Genomic DNA, 19,999 nt, shown 5'->3' on the forward strand with positions numbered 1-19,999 from the left:
CCCTTCTGAAGTTAATTATCCTTCTGAAGTTAAGATGAGTCTTCTCCCAGATATTTATCGATCATCGCCCTGAACTTATGGATATCTATGGGTTTGGAGACATAATCCACGCAGCCCATTTCTATGAAATGTTCTTCACTGCCTTTCATGGCATGAGCTGTAACTGCTATGACGGGGATATCTGCAGTCGCAGGATTTTTCTTAATTTGATCGAGAACCTCAAGCCCATCCATCTTCGGAAGCTGCATATCCAGCAGAATAATATCGAATTTTTTTTCAGCAAGGCGTTCTAGAGCCTTTATCCCGTCTTCGGCTTTAGTTATGTTATATCCAGAGAATTCCAGAAGGTCCAGAATTAGTTCCATATTCATGGGATTATCTTCGACAATCAGGATCTTTTTCATCATTACGCCTCTTCAGCATAACTAATTGTTTTATTCTATTAATTAACTCTTTTCTTCCGAAAGTGCCTTTTTTCAGAATAGAAATAAGGTGCCCTTTCAGCTCACTGTTCAATTCTTCGAGATTCTTTTCGGTAAGCTCTCCGGAAGTGCATACAATAAGAGGAATATCTTTTGTGCGTACATCGGCCCTCATGCTGGATATAACATCAAATCCGTTAATTTCCGGCATCATGAGGTCAAGAATCAGAATATCAGGCTGCGGCTCAGAGAAAAGCTTTTGCAGTCCTTCTCTTCCGCTGTAAGCTTTTATAGCCTCGAAGCCCTCAGGCTCAATCATCGAACTTAGCAGTTCTACAGTATTTTCATCATCATCTACTATAAGAACTTTAGGATATTCGAACCGAAACTTCCCTGTAATTTCTCGGAGAGAATTTACCAGTTCAATTCTTTTTACCGGCTTTGCAAAGGAGTAGGTTGCTCCGAGGGCAATTCCAAACTCGTTATTGTTGGTCATGGAAATAATAAGCACAGGTATGGAAGCCGTGTAAGGGTCATTCTTTAGCTGCCTCAGGACAAGCCAGCCATTAGTATCCGGTAGGAAGACGTCCAGGGTAATAATATCGGGTTTCAGGCTCTTTGCAACCTCTAAAACTCTTTTTCCACTATAAAGGAGAGCTATACTATATCCTGCGTCTTTAAGGATAACGGAGAGGAGTTCACTGGAACTTTTGTCATCATCAATTATCAGAATAAGTTCTTGCTTAGTATCTCCCTTTTCAGGAAGACAGATTTCGGGAAGCTCTATTTCTTCCTGTAAATCCTCTATATTTTCTTTTACGGAAAGGGCGGCTGCTTTGCTCATCTCAAATTCTATGATTACATCTTCGAGTCCAATCTCGCTGGCTTTCCTGAGCTCCAATGGTTTCCTGAGAGGAAGTGCAAAGGTAAAGTTACTGCCCTTTCCAGGATCGCTCTCAACCCAGATATTTCCTTGATGCAAGTCCACGATTTTCTTTACAAGTGCAAGCCCAAGCCCTGTGCCGCAATACTGACGTGTTGTTGACGCATCGAGCTGGGTAAAAGGCTGGAAAAGCTTTACCTGGTCTTCAGCAGAAATGCCTATACCGGTATCGAGGACTGAAATAAGTGCCCTGTTCCCGCTTTTTTTGCAATATATCGAGACCTTTCCACCGTTTGGAGTAAATTTTATTGCATTGCTTACAAGGTTGTAAAGAATCTGAATTAAGCGTCCTCTATCGGCCTCAAGAGTTTTAAAATTGGACTCGACATTAAAAGTTACTTCAAGAGATTTTACCTGTATAAGAGGAGAGAGAACGGCTTTGACTTCTTCGAAAACAGAATCGATCGAAAATTCACTGTAGTGAAGCTCCATTTTCCCGGCTTCCACTTTTGAGAGATCGAGAATGTCATTTATAAGTACCAGCAAATGTTTCCCACTGGTAGAGATGTTGCTTACGTATCGGAATTGCTTTTCGTTAAGCTCTCCGAAAACCTTCTCAAGAAGAATATCCGAAAAGCCTATAATGGAATTCAGAGGGGTTCTCAACTCATGGCTCACGTTTGCAAGGAATTCGCTCTTAGAGTTATTCGCTTCTTCAGCTTCTAATTTTGCCTGAATTAATTTTTCTTCCGAATGCCTGTGTGCGGTAATATCAAGCCCTGTTTTCAGAATTCCGGTAATCTTGCCGTCTTCGTTCTTTATAGGAATTGCAGTTACCATCCAGACCTTCCCGTCCTGTGTAACTACTTCCCCAAACTCTTCATTCCCGGATTCTAGTACTTTCAGTACAGGAGATTTGCTCAAGTTTTCTTTATATAAAATATGCAGATCTTGATAATGGCACCCGAGAACGTTATCCATATTCATCATGCCCATGTGGTCAAGAGCTGCTTTATTTAACCAGATAATTTCCAATTCAGAATTCATAAAGATTACAATTTCACTGAGAGAATCAAGGATTAGCTTTTTTTCATGTTCCTGGACTTTAAACTCATCAGAAGTGGTTCTCAGGCGGTCAAGGGTCTGGTTTATTCCTTCAGACAGCCTTGAGAGCTCATCATCCCCATCCATAGAAAATCTTCCGGAGAAATTCTCATTCAGTCTTACTTTCTCCACAAAATTATTAATTGCAACGATTCGAGATGAGACTTCCCTATCAAGGAGAAACTTGCAACTTGCCCCAATAATAAGGCCTGCGAACAAAAGGAAAAACACTATGTATCGAAGAGCCTTCTGACTCTCAGCATAGATATTGCTGCATGCATCAGTCTGGATTACAATAGCCTGGCTTCCAGAAAGATCCTCAAGCATGGAATAACAGGTAACACGTTCTCCGGTTATCGTATATATAAAGTTCGGGCCAGGGTTTTCAAAAAAAGCCTGCTGAAAATCCAATGGTGCATTATTAAAATTGTAAAACGTAAATGTAATTCCTGTATTTTCTTGGTCAGATTCTATAAATCTTGAATCAAGATATTTTCCAAGAATGATTGTACCTGAACTTTCTTTATTCTCGGGTGTAGCGAGCACAGGCTGGCTGGAGATTACTATAGGGCCGTTTTCCAGTAGGAACAGACCTTTTAAAGAAGTTTCAGCCTCTTTACAGAGGAAACTGCCGTCATTAATTCTCTGATGGACTTCGAGAAGAGGGGAAACGTTAAGAGTGGAAGCATTAGTAGAGGGCTCAGAGTCCGAAATTTCAGAATATACAATATATCCTGAATTATTTACAAGGAAAATAAAATCACACCCACTAATGGAAAAAATGTCACCGAATGTAGTTCCATTGAGATTCTGAGGCTGTTGATTGAACATTAAAGCCCTAACATCATCTCTTGAAGAGAGAGCAGAATTGACCTCCTCAAGCTGTAGAATCTGAAAGTCAATTATGTCCTTTACTTTTTCTACATTGTCAGCTGCCTCTTTTTCCTGCATGTCGGAAAAACTGGAATCAAGAATGCTCTGGGACGCAAAAATAACAACTGAAATGAGAAGAGCAAAGATGATATAGATAATAACAAGGATCTTTCTACTAACGTTCATTCTTTAAGCTCGTTGCAAAGTCTCAGGTCAATTAAGCCTGGAGATAGGATGGGTCAGGATGTAGGTTAGGATCTTGATTAGGGTCTGCAGGGAAGTGTATAAGATAATAGTAACAGATGAAATTAAATTGGAATCTATATAAAAGTATTCAATGAGTATTCATAATAAATTATATTTCTGAACTTAAAATAAGGGGTTAATAGTCACTATTTTCTCAATTAAAAACTTATAATTCACTTTATTAAAAGAATTAGATATTAAAAGTAATTAATAACAAAATAATACTGAATTTAGAAAGCAAAAATAAGATTCATGGTTAAATATTTTCATATAGAAGAAAATATTTTAGTGCCTATTTGATTTAGCAATTAGAACTGGATGATCAGATTTAGTTTACTGTTTAAGGAATCTGGTAATTCACCTTTAATTTACCATTTAAGGTATCTGGTTGCCCAGCTTACATTTCTTCTCAGTAGATATTTTCTTAACTCATCGATTCCGAGCAATAAAATTGCAAAGGGAATAGCAAAGAGCAAATATCTGAGATCAAGGGGATGAGTATTGAAAATAAGGTTTGCCGACGGATTCCAGATAATTAATGTGAGAATTATGAGTTCAGTTGCAATTCCTACCAGAACCGTACGATTGCTAAATAAACCCATTGTGAAGACTGACTGGAACCGGGTTCGGGAAGCGAAAACATTAGCAATCTGGCATATAATTACTGCTGAAAAGAAAGCAGTTATTGACTGCATGTAAAGGGGATTGTTGTTTGCAAGCTGCTCGCCAAAATTCCATCCCCCTTCAAAAAGTACGGCAAAGTAACAAAAGAAGCCCGCAATAGCTTCGATAGGTCCTTTTATCCCATAAGCTGTAAGGAGCACCTGAGGAGTTAATAGTTTTTCAGTTCTGGGCCTTGGAGGTCTTTTCATAATATCCTCTTCTCCTTTTTCCTCCCCAAGAGCAAGCGCAGGCAGCATATCTGTACCAAGATCAATTGCCAGAATAAGCTGTACTGGCATAGGAAGAGGTAGGGCAAAAAGGATGAAAGCTATATAAGGTAGAACTTCAGGAATTGTGTGGGTAATAATATACACAATGAACTTTTTTATATTATCAAAAACAGTTCTGCCCTCCTCTATAGCGTTCACAATAGTAGCAAAATTATCATCAAGCAGTATCATATCCGCAGCTTCGCGAGCAACATCTGTGCCGCTGCCCATAGCGACTCCCATATCCGCATTCTTGATTGCAGGAGCATCGTTGACTCCATCACCTGTCATGGTAACGATTTCCCCTTCGGCCTGGAAAAGCTGTACGATTTTCAGCTTTTGTATAGGAGAAGTACGGGCAAACACAATGCTCGGATTTTTTAATCTTGAAGCAAGGTCTGCGTTTGAGAGCGTAGCCAGCTCGTCTCCGGTAATAATCTCAAGGTTTCCAGCATTTGCAAGTCCTACATCCTTTGCTATTGACTCTGCAGTAACCGGGTGATCACCTGTGATCATGACAACTTTGATCCCGGCTGTATGACATTTTGCAATAGCTTCTCTGGCTTCAGGGCGTGGAGGATCTACAATTCCTACAAATCCCAAGAAAATAAAATCCTCTGTATATTCCTTTAGCTCTTCTATCTGCCTGTACGCAAGGGCAATAACCCGTTCTCCTTTTTTTGCAAGGCTAAGATGCTGATCAAGAAGCTCTTGTTGCTTATTTTCATCCAATTTCCTGATTTCGGAATCTAAGGATAAACTGCACATTTTCACAACTACTTCCGGGGCACCCTTGAGATAAACTTCAAGTTTTCCTTCAGGAGTCCGGCAGATAACTTCCATTCTTTTGGTACGCGAATCAAAAGGGAACTCTTCTAACCTTGGATAATCACTCTGGAGTTTTTTTATATCTTCTATACTATTTGCAAAAACAAGAAGTGCTCCTTCAGTCGGGTCACCGGTATACCCTGGAGGTGACTCACTAAGTTCCGCATTATTGCAAAGGCCTGCAACTCTTATGAAAACAGATGACAATTTTTCAGGATCCCATACAGGTTTTTCTGTAATGCAAACTCCTTCTGTTCCTAAATCTGCAATTTCTTCAGCAGCAACCTTGTTTTTACTTTCTTCTGTCTCCTGCGTTGCAGTTTTTTTCAGAGAACTGAGAGAGTATTGAAGAACAAGGCATTGAAAACCGATCATAAGAGTATTAACTGCCATCCTGTTCTGAGTTAGAGTCCCAGTTTTGTCAGCGCAGATGACAGTAGTCGAACCTAGAGTTTCTACTGATTCCAGCTGTTTTATGAGAGCATTCTGCGAAGCCATTCTTCTGGAAGCAAGGCTCAAGGCAAGAGTAACTGTGGGTAAAAGTCCTTCGGGAACATTGGCAACTATAATTCCAATGGCAAAAATAAGGCTTGCAAGAAATACATTCTGAAGAAAAAATGCAAGTATAAAAAAGATTACTCCCATAATCACAGCAATCGCGGATATAACCTTTATGAAATGGTTGAGTTCTTTTCGGATAGGAGTATCCACGCCTGAGGTCTGTTGTGTGAGAGTTGCAAGGCTTCCAATCTGGGTATTATGTCCTATTCCAAAAATGATTGCCTTCCCGTTTCCACTCTGTACCAGAGTCCCTGAGAAAACCATGTTTCTGGATTCTAACATATTTGGATGAGTGTACTCCAAAGATCGAAGTTGAGGTTCTGATTCGCCGGTAATGGCTGAGTTATCAACTTTTAGAGCGTTAGTCTCAATCAAGCGTCCATCGGCAGGAACCTTATCTCCTTCCTCAAGAAGGATGATGTCCCCTACAACAAGCTCTGATGCCAGGATATCCCTTACCTTACCTTCCCTCAGAACTCTGGCATGGGGTGGAAGAAGCTGCCGAAAGCTTTCCATTGTTTTTTCAGCCTGGTATTCCTGTATAAATGTAAAAGTTCCATTGAGAATTACAACGCCTACGAGAGCAATTCCTATATACAAATTTCCCTGCCCGGGATCAAGGTATTCTCCGATGAGAGATAGAATGGCTCCTACAGTCAACAGGATGGAGAATAAATTCCGGAATTGCCGAAGATATTTCTTTATTATGCTCTCTTTTCCTGTTTCTTCGAGAATATTGGCTCCACATTCTTTGAGCCTACTGGAAGCTTCCTGCTCGCTAAGCCCGTTTTCGTCAACGTTTAGTTCTTCAAAAAATTCTGTAATCGGAATACTATGTTCGTTCCCCTGGGGAGAACAAATCTTGCCGTTGCCGCCAGTTAGATTCTTCCCCATTGAATCCCTGTGTGATTCAATGTAATATAAGAATAAGAAGCTTGACATGGGAGCTGAAAACCATTTTGAAATCTAAAGTAAGAGAGGAAATGACGTTTGATACATACCAGATCAGATGTGATCTATTACCGTGATAAAGTGAAAAAAGGTAGGCAACTAGATTAGCACAAAAATATAGAACAATGAAGTCAAAAATTATGACCAGGTTTATTAAAAAAATATTAAAAAAAAATTCCTGACAAATAGCTTTTATAAGTTGTTAGCTAAAAGAAATATCTACATTTTAATATAAGTGTAAGGAGCCTGAGAATGTTTTTGCTACCAGGATCTTCACATCTGCTCGGGAGAGGCAGAAAAAAGAATAAAAAATATTATTAATTCTTAGGCTAGACCTATGATTTTTAACTGTGTTTCTAGGCTAGACCTATGATTTTTAACTGTGTTTCAAGACTCTGGAATTCCTTTCCAGAGAGTGAAACATTTTGAATTGAAAAGGTCTATATAATATTGACAAGTAGATATTAAAATAATAATAATAAAAATAGATGTAAATCGAGCTTTGTAGAAAACCCTATCTAAATCAGCTACAATAGGCTGAAAATAAGAAAGTAAAAACAGGTAAAGCTATTCAGTTCAAATTAATTAAAATTCTTTATTTCAGAGAATTTCTACAGAGCCATAAATCGAGAAAATAAAAAAGGTATAACTTATGAGCGAATTTACACTTAAAACGAGACTATTAGCTGCCCTTGAAGGCAAGCCTGTTGACAAAGTACCTGTTTGTTCCGTGACCCAGACAGGAATTGTAGAACTTATGGATGAAGTTGGCGCTGCCTGGCCTGAAGCCCACACCAACCCTGAACTTATAGCAAAACTGGCAATTGCCAACTATGAGCTCAGCGGACTTGAAGCTGTAAGACTTCCCTACTGTCTTACCGTGCTCGTTGAAGCAATGGGCTGTGAAATCAACATGGGTACCAAGAACAGGCAGCCTTCTGTCGTAGCCCACCCTTACCCCAAGAGTCTAGATGACGCAGCCATCCCCGCAGACCTCCTGCAGAGAGGCAGAATTCCAGCAGTACTTGAAGCCATTAAGATTGTCAGGGAAAAAGTAGGTCCTGATGTGCCAATTATCGGAGGTATGGAAGGCCCGATTACAATCGCTTCTGACCTGGTAAGTGTAAAATCTTTCATGAAATGGTCCATTAAGAAAACTGACCTCTTCGAACAGGCTCTTGATCTCTCCACAGAAGCTGCAATCATTTATGCAAACGCAATGGTTGAAGCCGGTGCAGATGTTATCGCGATTGCAGACCCTGTAGCTTCCCCTGACCTCATGAGCCCGGACAGTTTCAGACAGTTCCTCCAATCAAGGTTACAGAAGTTTTCCGCCAGCGTTAACTCCGTGACTGTACTTCACATCTGTGGAAAAGTTAACGCAATCCTCAGTGATATGGCAGACTGCGGTTTTGAAGGGCTCAGCGTAGAAGAAAAGATCGGCACCGCAAAAGTAGGAAAGGAACTCATTGGAGACAGAGCAAGGTTAGTAGGAAATATTTCCAGTCCTTTCACTCTGCTGCCTGGACCTATTGACAAGATAAAAGCTGAAGCAAAAGAAGCTCTTGAGGGTGGAGTCGATGTACTCGCACCAGGCTGTGGTATTGCACCCATGACCCCTCTCGAGAATATTAAAGCCATGGTCGCAGCAAGAGACGAATTCTACGCCTGAAAAGGCAATAAAATCCTTTATTTTTTTCACGAGCACATTCCGGAACTCTAAATCATTTAGGTCTTCTGCAGATTGTGTTCGATTTTCATATTTTTTTAATTTTAGTAGCCGGAGTGTATACTCTAGAGCCACCTTAAAGGTTGTGAGTTGAGGAGCATCAATCCGAAAAAGGATTCAGGATAAATAGCTTCATAATTTATTTAGCAGAGACTTATTTAAAGTTATTAAATATTCAAATTTATTAAATATTCAAAATATATCTAAGGTATATCAGTTAAGGAATCTTAAACTTTTTTGGAGGAGGTTAAGATATGAGAACAGGAGTTGCAATTGACTTGGGAACCAGCGGTTTTAGAGCCCAAAAAATTGACTTAGAGACCGGTGAGATTAAGAAAACCGTCATAACGCTGAGAAACCCCCTGCCCGGAGCAAATGTAATGGACCATCTTGACTTTGCAATCCATTATGGGCTTGATAAAGCTCACGGGCTCTCAGCAACCGCAGTAAAGAACATTCTTGATGAACTTGGAGTGAGTCTTGCAGAAATGGAAAAATTCGCAATCTGCGGAAATCCAATTCAGCTTTCCATCTTTCAGGGTATTCCAATCGAGGATCTGGCATACGCCGGGGAGCGTAAAAAGCAAAAATACCACATAGAAGAGCAAAACAGGGATGCCCGCATAATACCTCTGGCCGAGATAGAGGGATTTGAAGAAGCTACAAACTGTAAACTAGTTGTACCCCCGGCAATTAAACACGAAGTCGGAGCCGACGCGCTTGCTCTTATTGTAAAGGCCGGCATGATTGAGAGTAATGAGATCGCGATTGCAACTGACTACGGAACAAATGCCGAAATGGCTCTTAAAGCAAATGGCGTTATATACACAGGTTCGGCTGCCGCAGGTCCCGCTCTCGAAGGTCAGGAGATAGAATACGGGTCCATTGCTTCCCCCCATACAATCTCTGATGTGGAATTTGAGGGAGAAAACCTGCGCTGCTACGTACTTGATCGTGACATGAAAGCTACCAGGGGAGACCTTGTAAATCCTAAAACAGGGGAAGTCGTGGAAAAAGGGGAACTCACTGCAAAAGGCATCACAGGTACTGGAGTTATTGCCCTTATAGAGGCAGGCATAAGAAATAAATTAATCACGCTGCCAAAGATTCAGACCCCGGGTGGCGTTATCCACCTCCAGGACGGAATAAAATTCACGAATAAAGACCTTATTGAAGCAGGGAGAGCCATAGGAGCAATTCGAGCCGGGCATATTACACTCTGTGCCGCTGCAGGCATAGACATAGAAGAACTGCAAACCGCTCACATGTCAGGTGCGGCAGGCACTTATATGGATGCTGCAAAGGCACATAAAGTGGGAATGATCCCTTACAATGTGAGTTATGTTTCCCAGATAGGAAATACTTCCCTGACCGTTGCCAAAGAAATCCTGCTCTCTGAAGACAGGCTCTGGGAACTACAGGCAATTTCAAAGGAAATAGTGGGCACTCATGTAATGTTTGCAACCTCCGAAGCTTTTAAGGAAGCTTATATGCTGGAACTTGCTTACTGGAACGAAGGCATGGCTTTCAAGATGCTTCAGAAGTTCCTGAAAAAGAAAAAACTACCTATAATTGGCGAACCGTCTGCTATTATCAAAATTGACCGCCAGGTTGAAAGGGATATTCCAGAACTCGGAGAAGAAGGGCTTGAAGTGCTTGAAAGGGTCGGGACTTACCTTACCATGATAATTAAGGAATGTGAAGGCTGCCATAAGTGCGTAAAGGTCTGCCCTAACGGAGCCCTGAGAATGGAAGAAAATGGAGCCGTGAAAATAAGGACTGACCTCTGTGATGGGGCAAATTGTCAGCGCTGTCTGCACGCCTGCCCTGATGACAGATTTAAATGGGAAAATTTGACAGTTTCAGGAAAGTAAAAAGGGTAAGCTTATTGAGACTAAAAACGAATAAAGAAGAAATAAGCAATAACCGATAGCAATAAGCAAGCAGCAGTAACTAATAAGCAAGTAGCAGTTAATAAGCAGTAATCAATAAGCAAGAAGATACCAAGGGAGGAAAAAACGTGCAGGTCGTTGTGGTGGGGGGATTTCTGGGAAGCGGGAAAACCACCACTATTATTAATATGGGCAAATACCTGGCCGAGAAAGGTAAAAAAGTTGCCATTATCGTGAACGAGATCGGGGAAGTCGGCATCGACGGAGATGTAATAAAGAAGTTTGGATTCGATACGAAAGAGATCACAAGCGGATGCATCTGCTGTTCCCTGAAAGTAGGGTTAAGGACAACAATGAACCTCCTTGTAAAAGAATATAAGCCAGACATTATAATGATCGAGCCCACAGGAATTGCTTTTCCACATGTTATCAGGAACGAAGTCGAGCTTATGAACCTAGGCGAAGAAGTGAGAATCGCTCCTCTTGTGACCCTGATTGACGGCAGTCGTTTCAAGCACCTGATGAAAGAAGTAAAAGAATTTGCCATGAGGCAGATCATTGATGCGGAAATTCTCGGAATAAATAAGATAGACCTGATAGAACCTATCCGACTTTCAATCCTCGAAGCCTCGGTCCAGCAACTGAATCCAAAAGCCAAGGTAGTCTTGCTTTCAGGAAAGGACACAGGCGAAAGCTTTGAGAATTTCATGCGAATAGTGCTTCCGGATCTTGAAGAATTATCAGAAAGAGCTCCAAGAGCTGAAATAACTAAAAAAACTGAACCCTTTGAAGCAAAATCTTCTAAAACCGAACCTTCTGCACCACAGGAGACCGAAAGTTCGATCGAAGCCTCAAAAGTAGGCAGTTATTCTGCAGAGTTTGCGGTTGAAAACGGGGATTTCAGTACCGAAGCTGCCAGGGAATTGACAACCGAACTGATGAACACAATAAAAGCTAAGGTACTTCAACTAAATCCTGAATTCGTAGGACACATTAAACTTTTCCTGGACAACGGATCAGAAACCGTGAAACAGAGCGTTACAGTATATTACGAAGAACCCCAGGAAGATGTAATTAAATCAAAGGAAGGAGCTGCCCCTACCCTCAAAATACTTTCAGCAGTCTCAAACGTTGACAAGGAAGCTGTTAAAGCTGCTGTAAATAGTTCGGTACAGGAAGTCTTTGAGAGAAAGCAAATAAATGTTAATAAAATCGAGCCGGAACATAACCACGAACATGAGCACCATGAAAAGCATAAGCATGGGGATCAGGCGCACGTACAGAGAGTTTCGAATATCAAGAGCAAAGACTAAGAGAAAGAAATTTCCTAATTTAGTTAACCTTTATAGTTTTTAGTGAGGCAAATTTATTTTCCTCACTTTTTTAATTAATCTTCCTAATTTAATTAACCGTTGTAGTTATAATTGATCTTCGTAAAACTACCTATATAGTACTGAACCAACTTGTTGCTCCATTCCAGGGCACTTGGAGTACAACTCGTAATCTTCCTGTGATCGAATTCTCCGTCTTTTCCGAAATCAAAGTCATTTTTCAGTCTGTTAGGTTGAAATCAATATAAATAGACCGATTTTTCAATGATTATAACGTTTGATTTATACATTTTGTTTAATACACACCGCTTTTAAACCATTTTCTGTCTTAACCGACAATCACATCTATAGTACATTTAAGATATGTGTTGCATGGAGTCCACAGTAACTATAGAGAATGTGGTGGCATCCACCACCTTGGCAGAAGAGTTCGATCTGGAAAAAATAGAGGCTGAGCTAGAGAGAGCAGAATATAACAAAGTGAAGTTTCCCGGCTTAGTCTACAGAATTGATAATCCTAAGGCTGCCTTTCTAATATTCACTTCTGGTAAAGTAGTCTGCACCGGAGCCAAGAACATTGAAAATGCTTGTACGGCTATAATCAATCTGGCTGACACGCTCAAAATTATAGGTTGCGAGAAGATAGATCCAGAACCCAAGATTCATATTCAGAACATTGTAGCCTCAGCCGATCTGAAGACAAATGTGAACCTGAACGCTCTTGTTATAGCCCTTGGAATGGAGAATGTCGAGTACGAGCCAGAAGTATTTCCTGGGCTTGTTTACAGGCTTGAAGCTCCTAAGGTAGTAGTGCTCATATTCAGCTCTGGAAAGCTGGTAATCACAGGTGGCAAATCTCCTGAAGACTGCGAGGAAGGCCGGAGGGTCATAAAGACAGAGCTTGAGAATCTAGGACTTCTTTATTGAACCTTTGGGGAACTAGAAAACAAGAACGATCTATACCACGATCCTTCGGGAAGGATTAAACTCTGGAAGGAAGAGAGTTTCCAGTATAGGACAATCGTGACCTAACATGCGAAAAGATTATATATAATAAAAAGGTCAACGGCCCTTGTCTTGAAGGGAAACTTCAGAGAAAGAGAAAAATTACCCTTTTCAGCCATTTGAAGAAACCGGAATCTAGATTAGCAGCAGAATTTTGAACAGTTACAAAGAAATCTGCTTAGGAAGAAAGTAAAGACAGAGACAGAATAAACTGTAAGGGAAATAGTTCGCCTCTGTTTAAAAAAAAGTTGAAAAACGGCAAAAAAATCGAGTATGAATGAACTTAAGGGCTATTAAAAGCTCTGAGATCCGGAAGTTCTCACGTCTTTCTCACAGGAAGAAAATAGGAAAATTTGTGGGAATAACTGAAAAGGACGTTAATTTCACTTGTGTTCCCTAAAAAATGAACTTTAATCACTTCATTTTGCCTGTTTCAAATTTCCAATAAAAACAAATCTACTTGATAACCTCTGCACTTAAAATAAAAACCTCCATATCTTCACTCTCTGCAATCAAAAATCTCCTTAAAGGGGGAACAATCAACCAATAAATTTTGATCCCATTGTTTAAATTAATGAGGATTAAAAAAAACTTCTCTTTTATAAAATCACTTGCAGGGAAAATTGGGATGAGAATTATAAAATTATAGTAATTCAAAAATTAGCATAGGTGAAGGTATATGTAATAAAATCTAAATGTGATTTGCAAGTGCATCCCGGAATAATAAAGGAAGTACACCTGTCAGAATTAACTGGAAAAAAAGATTCTTTTAGCCAGGAAACAGAAAAAATAGAAGAGCTTTGAACCTGGAAACTTAAAATCCCATTGAAAAGAGCTTGAAAAATGGGAGAAAAGGATTAAAGTCCAGTCTATTGAATGACCAGTACACTACAAGGAAGTTATCCAAACCCCTCAATGAAAGGGATTCGATCTTGGAGGTTTCGAATTCCTTGACATTGTATTCAAAAAGTGTCCGGTAAAAAACGCATAAAAACTTCAGGGAGATGTAACTTGCAGGGTCAACGATCTGAGCAATCCGAGATCCTATTACTAAATGGAGGTTAAAATATGTTGGATTTGAAACTGGAAGACATCGATGGCATATTAGTACGCTACAACGTCGCCCTTGAAAAAGAAATGACCCCCGACGAAGCAGCAGAAGAGCTTTATCCCAAAGATGAACTCATCTACACGGTTGCAAAAGCAATCTATGAAGGTGAAGAAGATGATGTGGTTGACGCACTCCAAGCCGCAATCGATGCAGGCAAGAAGCCAATCGACCTTATCGATGATGCCCTGATGGTAGGAATGGGAGTTGTAACCCAACTCTACGACGATGGTATCATTTTCCTGCCAAACGTTATGATGTCCGCTGATGCGATGCTGGCAGGTATCGATTTTTGTAAGAGCCAGACCACCGAAGTTCCTGAGCCAAAGGGCAAGGTTGTATGCCATGTTGCAGAAGGTGACGTCCATGACATCGGAAAGAACATTGTTGCTGCCCTTCTGAGAGCAAACGGCTACGAGGTAATTGACCTTGGAAGAGATGTTCCTGTAGACGAAGTAATCGCTGCAGTTACAAAAGAGAAGCCGATGATGCTCACAGGTACTGCCCTCATGACAACCACCATGTATGCATTTAAGGAAGTTAATGACAAGCTCCTTGAAAAGGGAATAAAGATCCCATTTGCATGTGGTGGCGGTGCTGTGAACCAGGACTTCGTGTCCCAGTATGAACTTGGAGTTTATGGTGAAGAAGCTGCAGATGCCCCCAAGATTGCTGATGCAATTGTTGCAGGTACTACAGATATAACAGCATTAAGAGAGGAATTCCACAAACACTGAGGAGGGAGCAAAAATGGTAAAAAAATACACTTCAATGGCTTACGCTAACGCAGATGAACTTATTTTCGGAAATTCAAAGTTCCCTGTAAAAGCAGGGCTTGGCCTTGAGATCGGTGGAGGTTACACATCCCCCGAAGTCAACTATGCCCCAAGACCTGGAGCCGGCGCATCCAAAGAAAAGCTCATAAAAGAGTACGAGAGGATCACCACCGACATTATGTCAAGGATGGTTCAAATCGGAGCTCCCTCTGTTGTGCTTGAAACTGAACACGTTCAGCAGATGTCCAACAACCCTGAATGGGGAGGAGCTGTTGCACATGCCCAGAAGACCATTATGGAAGAGTATCATGATGAATATGGCATAAAATGTGCACTCCGCCACACGATTGGTGATATCCGTGAAGACCGTGACTACCTTCAGCTCAGAGGAGACAAGTACAGCACCTTTATGGAAGCTTTTGAAGAAGCTGCCAAGAATGGTGCCGACCTGCTTTCTGTTGAGAGCATGGGTGGTAAGGAAATCTTCGACTACTCTATCCTAAGAAACGACACTGCAGGTATTCTCTTCGGAATAGGTGTACTCGGTAGCATGGATATGGAAATGGTCTGGAAAGACATTTCAGACATTGCAAAGAAGACCGGAACTGTTTCTGCTGGTGACACTGACTGTGCACAGGCAAACACTGCAATGTTCATTGCAGGCGGCCTGCTTGACAAGAACCTTGCCCATACAACTGCAATCGTTGCAAGGGCAATCTCTGCAGCAAGATCCCTCTGTGCATATGAAGCTGGTGCCATCGGCCCTGGAAAGGACTGCGGTTACGAGAACAGCATCATAAAGGCCATTGCAGGTGTTCCAATAACTCAGGAAGGTAAGACCTCAACCTGTGCCCACTCTGATCTGATGGGTAACCTGGTCATGCAATGCTGTGACCTCTGGTCAAATGAGTCTGTAGAGTACCACGGTGAATTCGGCGGTACAACTGTCCAGTGCTGGTCCGAAACTCTAGCATACGACTGTTCCATGATGAACGTTGCCCTTCAAACCGGAAAAGCAAAGGATCTCAGAGATATTCTTGTGCTCTCTGACAAATACAGGGACCCACAGGGCTATGTGCTCGCTTACGACAACGCCTACAAGATAGGACAGGCTATCGCAAAGGATGGAGAAAACAACTACCTCCGGGCAAAGAATGCAGCAATCGAATGTTGCAATATCGTCGAAGAAGGAGCCAGCTCCGGCAAGCTCAGACTTACAAGATTCGAAACAAATGCTCTTTCAAAGGTTAAAGCCGACCTTGAAGCCCTCACCGACGATGCTGACCAGTTCATGAGTGATAACCTGACCAAGTTTAAACAAGAAGTTGCAGTTTTCAAACCAGAAAACTATGGGCTCTAAGCCCTAAACTTCTTTTTTTAATTTTTTTAGAAAAAACTGGCTTCAGGTGAAACCATGAGCGAAAACGTAGGAACTGCTACCGTAATAGTTGACAAGACTGCAAATGCTGCCCCCCTTGGTTTTACCGGCCTGGGCCTTGCAGCAGTCCTGTTGAGTCTTAGCTACATAGGGGTATACCCTGTAGAGTCAATGATCGTTTCCATGGCAATATTTCTGGGTGGGTTCGCCCAGGTGTTTGCAGGAATTATGTCCTGGAAAAAAGGAGATATTTTTGCAGGGACTGCATTCTCCGCTTTCGGCCTTTTCTGGTTCTCACTGGCAGGATTGCTTGTTATGCCTGCAATCGGCTGGGCTGAGGCTTCGTCCGGAACTGCTATGGCCGCGTATCTCTTTATCTGGGGTGTTTATACCTTTGTTATGCTGATCGTTACTATGAGTATCGGAGTCCGTGCCCTCCAGTTTGTATTTGTTACATTATTTTTGTTATTTATGTTGCTTGCTGTTGTAAACGCAACCGGCAGTACAGGGTTGCTTGTAATAGCTGGCTATGTAGGACTTGTTATGGGCCTTGGAGCTCTTTATACAGCTCTTGGCATGGTAATGAATGAAATCCACGGAAAAACCGTAATCCCACTCTAATAGTAAACAATCAGAGTAAAAAAATCAGCATTTACTGAGTAAAACCCTCAGACACCTGAGGAAAAAACCTGTACCAACCTCAATATATAGGAAATCCTGAAATTGCAGGAAAAACAGAAAAACAGCTAAAAGCGGTTCTTCAGGTAAGCACAGGTCTTAAGCCTGTGCTTGCCAATCCTCCCAATCAATCTTCCCAATATTATTGCATGAATGGCTAAATTCTGTATTGTGACCGCGTTAGAAAGATACAGGCATCCGAGGGCCTGTTCAATTTTTAGAAATAATATTTGTTTTAACCAAGCCTTTTTAAAAAAAGGCTTGAGCGAAAACTATTGCTAAATCTAAAACGTCATGACGACGTGATTACAAGCCTTTTTAAAAAAAGGCTTGAGCGAAAATCCCTACTGATCGAGACCCGCTCGAAAGAAGATTGGAATATTAATTAACGGTGAACTTCGAATGCAAGCGGATAAAAAGCTTGACGAAACCCACAACAAAACCCGCAATAGATCTTATACAGGACTTGCTTTGAGTTTGATACTGACACTTTTCAAGCTGCTAGCCGGGATTTTGGGAAACAGTACTTTGCTTCTTGCCGATGGAGTTCGTTCCTTCTCCGAATTCATCAGTGAGTGTATAAAACTCCTGGATTTTTCAATTGGAAGCAAACCGAGGGATGAAAGTCACAACTATGGACATGGAAAAATCATAACTCTCTGTATGGGAGCAGGGGCTTTTATTCTGCTTTTTGCAAGTTTTCATACCGTTTTCCTAAGTATACATATGTATTGATAAAATTGAGCCTGTTTTGGAAAAAAACAAAAATTTTGAAAGCAAAGGCAGGTTCTCTGATGAAAAGAAAAGGAAAAAGGCAAGTTTATTTTAACAAGATAAAAACGTAGAAAAAATAAAATAATATGGTAATAATGGTGTGAAAAAACCAATGTGAAAATCGAAAGCTCGGAAGACAGCAAACCCGCCACTATTAATTTTAGTAGATATCCATTTAGCTACTACAAGATTTAACAAGTATCCAGGCTTTACGTATATAAGGTCTAAGTAGCCACCTGGATTCAGAGATATCTGAATCTTATCGCTTGCTAAAGAAAACTTAATTACCCGAATTTAAAAATGATCTGGATTAAAAGTAGTCTGGATTAAGAACGATTTCGATTAAAAAATGGGCTGGAAATCCAGGAAGTTATATAATTCCCAAAAGAGGTTGAAAATGCACTTCAGTCTTGGAATCGATGCTGGAGGCACTTATACTGATGCCGTTATCATAAGAGATTCGGACGGATCCGTGATAGAATCCAGTAAAGCGCTGACTACCTACCCCGATCCCCTTCCCGGAATGAAAAACGCTATTGATGCGCTGAGTCCGGAGTATCTTAAAGATATTAAACTGGTATCCGTATCTACAACACTGTCAACGAATACCATCCTAGAAAGTACCGGGTTTCCTGTAGGACTAATCATGGTAGGGGATTATGTGATACCTGAGAAACTTCCTACGGACTACTGGGTAACGGTCTCTGGCGGGCATAACAGTGATGGGGAAGAACTGAAGGCTCTTGGCCTCGATTCCGTAAAAGACTTTGCCCTTAAAGTAAAAGATAAAGTTTCGGCTTTTGCAGTTTCTTCATATTTCAGTAACCGCAACCCGGAACACGAGCTTGCTGTCAAAAAAACCGTAAAGGAACTTACAGGGCACCCTGTGGTTTGCGGACACGAACTTTCCCAAGATCTTGGAGCCTATGAAAGGGCTATAACCGCATTCCTTAACGCCCAGCTAATTCCTATTACTCACAAGTTTATCCAGGCAATAGCTGAAGAGTTCGAAATCCGAGGTATAAATGCGAACCTATTGATGCTGAAATGTGACGGATCAGTTGTGGGAATAGAAGAGGCTCTGGAAAAACCCATTGAGACAATATTCTCAGGGCCTGCCGCAAGCCTTGTTGGGGCATCTCATCTTTCAGGACTGGACACATGTGCTATGATCGATGTTGGCGGCACTAGTACAGATGTAGCTATGATGGAGAACGGTCTTCCTCAACTCAGCAATTCGGGTGCCGTTGTTGGAGGCTGGCAAACCCGCGTAAAAGCAATCCGTATGGAAACCTCTGCAACTGGAGGAGACAGCCATGTCTGGGTAAAAGGCGACCGAATATATATAGGCCCTCGGCGGGTAACTCCACTCTGCCGGGCTTCAGTCATATACCCAGGTTTCAGAGAAAAATTGAAACGGAACAAGGTCGCAAAAGGATATCTTTGCGAGAGCATCCAAGTAACAAAATTTTATGTTAGAACCGGCTTCAGGCCTATAGAATTGAAAGCAGGAGAGCGAGAAATCTACAGGCATATTGGAAAAGAGCCTGTTTCTTTTGGGGACCTGCTCATAGCCCTGAAAAAACGTCCTTCTCCGTCAATGCTGGACTCATTAATCCAGAAAAGGTTAATCCAGGCAATTGGCTTTACTCCTACTGATGCCCTGCATGTGCTTGGAGAATATACCGAATGGGATGTAGAAGCTGCAACAATCGGAGCTTCCATGCTTGGTAGAATACTGAAGCAAAGCCCAGAGGCTTTTAGTGCGGAAGTAAAACGCAGGGTTGCGCGGAATATTGCCGAAGACCTTATTGCCTACCTTATAGAGGGAATGCCAAGAAACGAGATTGATAGGGTTCTTCTAGGAAGGAACTTTACCCGTTTTAGAGTTGAAATTCCTGTGGTGCTTCTAGGAGGACCCGTTAAAGCATATATTGAGGATCTGAAAATCCTGATTAATGCTGATATTATAGTTCCCGAGCACGCTGAGGTAGGCAACGCTGTCGGAGCCCTTGTTGGGAAAGGAATTAAAAGAGTAGAAATTCTTATAAAAACAAAAGTTATTCCCAAGTCTCTTGAAGGTGAGGCTGGGGATATAATAGATTATGAAGCTCACGAGAAGTGTACTGCAGAAGGCATCATGCAGTATGAAACAAAAAACGAGTTCATCGTCTTTTCTCCATCTGAAAGAAAGAAATTTGAGATTTATAGTGAAGCCGTTGAGTATGCAGAAAAGCTTGGAAGGCAACTCGTTATAGATTATATGGTGAACGCAGGACTTCAAAAAGAGAACATAAAAATAGATGTAAGCCGTAGGCATCTGGCGCCAAGTGGTTGGACTGATGTGCCCTTGGAAACAAAACTTGTTTTCGTAGGAGTAGGGATCCCGAGAACTACGACGACAGCCTGAGATGATAAAAATAATCAGGATATCAACAGCCGGATATTATAAACAAGGATATGCCTTGAGAAATAATTTTACGAATCCGGATAAAAAGGATGGTATACAGCTAAAAAAGGACATGAAT

Annotated in this window: 13 protein-coding genes; 10 read left to right on the forward strand and 3 right to left on the reverse strand. The window is 41.3% G+C overall.

The window, feature by feature from the left end; translation table 11 throughout:
* Positions 1–29: 29 nt before the first annotated feature.
* From BP549_RS10545 to BP549_RS10555, 3 genes are all read right to left on the reverse strand, one after another.
* A complete protein-coding gene (locus tag BP549_RS10545; RefSeq protein ID WP_292380806.1) occupies positions 30–404 on the reverse strand; it encodes a response regulator in 375 nt (124 codons plus the stop codon).
* Entirely contained in the window at positions 376–3,468 is a 3,093-nt protein-coding gene (locus tag BP549_RS10550; RefSeq protein WP_292380443.1) for a response regulator, read from the reverse strand. Before BP549_RS10550 ends, BP549_RS10545 begins: the two co-directional genes overlap by 29 nt.
* A 428-nt stretch (positions 3,469–3,896) precedes the next feature.
* Positions 3,897–6,743, reverse strand: coding sequence for a cation-translocating P-type ATPase (locus BP549_RS10555; RefSeq protein ID WP_292380445.1), 2,847 nt, complete (start codon positions 6,741–6,743; stop codon positions 3,897–3,899).
* A gap of 709 nt (positions 6,744–7,452) precedes the next feature.
* Here BP549_RS10555 and mtaA point away from each other — a divergent pair.
* From mtaA to BP549_RS10610, 10 genes are all read left to right on the forward strand, one after another.
* Positions 7,453–8,472, forward strand: a complete 1,020-nt coding sequence (gene mtaA, locus BP549_RS10560; RefSeq protein ID WP_292380448.1) for a methylcobamide:CoM methyltransferase MtaA — start codon at positions 7,453–7,455, stop codon at positions 8,470–8,472.
* Between the two features lie 311 nt (positions 8,473–8,783).
* The gene (locus tag BP549_RS10565) at positions 8,784–10,403 is read left to right on the forward strand and encodes a methylamine methyltransferase corrinoid protein reductive activase (protein ID WP_292380451.1); all 1,620 of its coding nucleotides are present in this window, start codon (positions 8,784–8,786) and stop codon (positions 10,401–10,403) included.
* 146 nt (positions 10,404–10,549) lie between these two features.
* A complete protein-coding gene (locus tag BP549_RS10570; protein ID WP_292376529.1) occupies positions 10,550–11,734 on the forward strand; it encodes a GTP-binding protein in 1,185 nt (394 codons plus the stop codon).
* Positions 11,735–12,124: 390 nt separating this feature from the next.
* Positions 12,125–12,679, forward strand: a complete 555-nt coding sequence (locus BP549_RS10580; protein WP_292376531.1) for a TATA-box-binding protein — start codon at positions 12,125–12,127, stop codon at positions 12,677–12,679.
* 747 nt (positions 12,680–13,426) lie between these two features.
* Positions 13,427–13,561: a hypothetical protein gene (locus tag BP549_RS10585; RefSeq protein WP_292376533.1), complete on the forward strand. Its 135-nt coding sequence runs from the start codon at positions 13,427–13,429 to the stop codon at positions 13,559–13,561.
* Positions 13,562–13,825: 264 nt separating this feature from the next.
* Positions 13,826–14,602 (forward strand): methanol--corrinoid protein MtaC, encoded by a 777-nt coding sequence (mtaC, locus tag BP549_RS10590; protein ID WP_292380453.1) that lies wholly within the window; start codon positions 13,826–13,828, stop codon positions 14,600–14,602.
* Positions 14,603–14,615: 13 nt separating this feature from the next.
* Positions 14,616–16,001: a methanol--corrinoid protein co-methyltransferase MtaB gene (gene mtaB, locus BP549_RS10595; protein WP_292376536.1), complete on the forward strand. Its 1,386-nt coding sequence runs from the start codon at positions 14,616–14,618 to the stop codon at positions 15,999–16,001.
* A 54-nt stretch (positions 16,002–16,055) separates the two neighbouring features.
* Positions 16,056–16,640, forward strand: a complete 585-nt coding sequence (locus BP549_RS10600; protein WP_292380455.1) for an acetate uptake transporter — start codon at positions 16,056–16,058, stop codon at positions 16,638–16,640.
* Between the two features lie 459 nt (positions 16,641–17,099).
* Positions 17,100–17,432 (forward strand): cation transporter, encoded by a 333-nt coding sequence (locus tag BP549_RS10605; protein WP_292380456.1) that lies wholly within the window; start codon positions 17,100–17,102, stop codon positions 17,430–17,432.
* Positions 17,433–17,868: 436 nt separating this feature from the next.
* The gene (locus tag BP549_RS10610) at positions 17,869–19,881 is read left to right on the forward strand and encodes a hydantoinase/oxoprolinase family protein (RefSeq protein ID WP_292380459.1); all 2,013 of its coding nucleotides are present in this window, start codon (positions 17,869–17,871) and stop codon (positions 19,879–19,881) included.
* Positions 19,882–19,999 lie beyond the last annotated feature (118 nt).

Source organism: Methanosarcina sp. UBA289 (assembly GCA_002496565.1).
Classification (GTDB): Archaea; Halobacteriota; Methanosarcinia; order Methanosarcinales; family Methanosarcinaceae; genus Methanosarcina.